We start from the raw sequence: 2328 nt of genomic DNA on the forward strand, positions 1-2328 counted from the left end.
GGCCGTACCGCCGTCAACGCCTCGGTGAGCAGGGCTCGGTGGAGCGGCCCAAAGCCGCCGACGTCCTCCGCGCGGCGCCGCCAGCGCGCGTCCGGGCGGCGCCGCAGCGCGCCCAGCCCGGTGCAGGGCACATCGACCAGCACCCGGTCGAAGGAGCCGGGCCGCCACACCGGGCGGGTCCCGTCCGCGACCACCACCTGGTACGGGCCCGGGTTGCCGTGCAGCGCGCGGCCGACCAACCGGGCCCGGTGCGGCTGCTTCTCCGCGGCGACCAGCAGCGCGCCGCGCTCCGCGGCCAGCGCGGCGAGCAGCGCCGCCTTCCCGCCGGGGCCCGCGCAGCCGTCGAGCCAGCGCGCGTCGGGGCCCTCCAGCGGCGCCGCGGCCAGCGCGGCCGCGACCAGTTGGCTGCCCTCGTCCTGGACCCCGGCGTCGCCGTCGCGTACGGCCGGCACCGCGGCCGGGTCGCCGCCCTCGGCGAGCCGTAGCGCGTAGGGCGACCAGCGGCCCGGTTCGGTCGTCTCCGCCGGCAGCGACGCGGCGATCTGCTGCGGGGTGCTGCGGCCCGGGCGGGCCACCAGCGTGACCTCGGGTCGCTCGTTGTCGGCCGCGAGCAGGTCCTCGATGCCGGCCCGGCCGCCGCCGAGCGCGTCCCACAGCGCCGTCACCACCCAGCGCGGGTGCGAGTGCACCACGGCCAGGTGGTCCTCCGGGTCCTCGTCGTACGGCGGGGCGACCTGCGCCAGCCACGCGTCCAGGTCCTGCGCGGAGATCCGGCGCAGCACCGCGTTCACGAAGCGCGCCCGCCCGTCGCCCAGCACCACCCGGGCCAGCTCCACGCTCGCGGAGACCGCGGCGTGCGTCGGGATACGGGTGCCGAGCAACTGGTGGGCGCCCAGCGCCAATACGTCCAGGACCGGTGGGTCCACCTCGCGCAGCGGGCGGTCCACGCAGGCCGCGATCACCGCGTCGTACGTGCCCTGGTGGCGGAGTGTGCCGTACACCAGTTCCGTGGCGAGCGCCGCGTCCCTGCGGTCGAAGGTGCGACCCTTCTTCACCGCGTCCTGCTCCGCGGCGCGCAGCAGGCCCGGCAGCACCAGATTCGCGTATGCGTCCCGCTCCCCCACCGCCCGCAGCGCCTCGAATGCCAGGACCCTGACGGGGTCCTTCTGCGGACGGCGGTACGGCTTGCCCTGCGTGCTCTTCAAAGGTGCTCCGGACTTTGTTCCTACGGGTACGGCTCGCCCTCAAGCGTAAGGGGGCCGCTCAGGTGCGTGGCCTGCGGCTCCTCGCCGCGACGGTTCCGGTGCGCTCCCGGGGGCCGCCCAGTTGGGCCCTCGGCCGGCGGACCGCGGCACCCGGGCGGGCCAGGGCACCCGGATTACGCTCCGAGCCGGGCGCCGGGCTCGATGCGGACGCCCCGAGCCCAGTCCGCGGCGGCCATGACCCGCTTGCCGACCGCCTGGACGTCGCCCAGGCGAACAGGATGGCTGCCGGTCCCCACGTACACCGCCTTCTTCGTGGCCGAGATCTCCCCGGGTGCGAGCGCGTCCGCGTCGGGCGCGGGCACGACGGGGCCGAGCTTGACCCGCTCACCACCGAGCAGCGTCCAGGCCCCAGGGGCAGGCGTGCACCCCCGGATCAGCCGGTCGACGCGCAGCGCGGGCGCGGTCCAGTCGACGGCCGCGTCCTCGACGGTGAGCTTGGGCGCGACGGTGATCCCGTCGGCGGGCTGCGGCCGGCCGACGAGGTCACCGCTGTCGATGCCGTCCATCGTGGCGACCAGCAGCCGCGCCCCGCTGTGCGAGAGCCGCGTCAGCAGGTCGCCGCTGGTGTCGCGGGGCCGGATCTCCTCGGTGACGACGCCGTAGACGGGCCCGGAGTCCAGTCCCTGCTCGATGAGGAAGGTGGACGCGCCGGTCACCTCGTCGCCGGCCATCACGGCGTGCTGTACGGGTGCGGCACCGCGCCACGCGGGCAGCAGCGAGAAGTGCAGGTTCACCCAGCCGCGGGCGGGCACGTCGAGCGCCGTCTTCGGCAGCAGCGCGCCGTAGGCGACGACCGGGCAGCAGTCCGGGCCGATCTCCCGCAGCCGGGCCAGGAAGTCCTCGTCGCGCGGCCGGGCCGGCTTGAGCACCTCGATCCCGGCCTCCTCGGCACGTTGCGCGACCGGGCTGGCCAGCAGTTTGCGGCCGCGCCCGGCGGTGGCGTCGGGCCGGGTGACGACGGCGACGACCTCGTGCCGGTCGGAGGCGAGCAGGGCGTCCAGTGCGGGTACGGCGACCTCGGGGGTGCCGGCGAAGACGAGCTTCATCGTGCGGGGTGTACCTC

2 protein-coding genes are annotated in these 2328 nt (G+C 76.2%); both read right to left on the reverse strand.

The annotated features are described in order from the left end of the window. Nucleotides 1-1205 (reverse strand): transcription antitermination factor NusB (locus AC13HU_RS35875; RefSeq protein ID WP_483046180.1); only part of this gene is annotated, 1205 nt, incomplete at its 3' end. A gap of 173 nt (nt 1206-1378) precedes the next feature. Continuing rightward, nucleotides 1379-2311 (reverse strand): methionyl-tRNA formyltransferase, encoded by a 933-nt coding sequence (gene fmt / locus AC13HU_RS35880; protein ID WP_483046181.1) that lies wholly within the window; start codon nt 2309-2311, stop codon nt 1379-1381. Nucleotides 2312-2328: the final 17 nt, after the last annotated feature.

The organism is Streptomyces sp. NH27, from assembly GCF_056859195.1.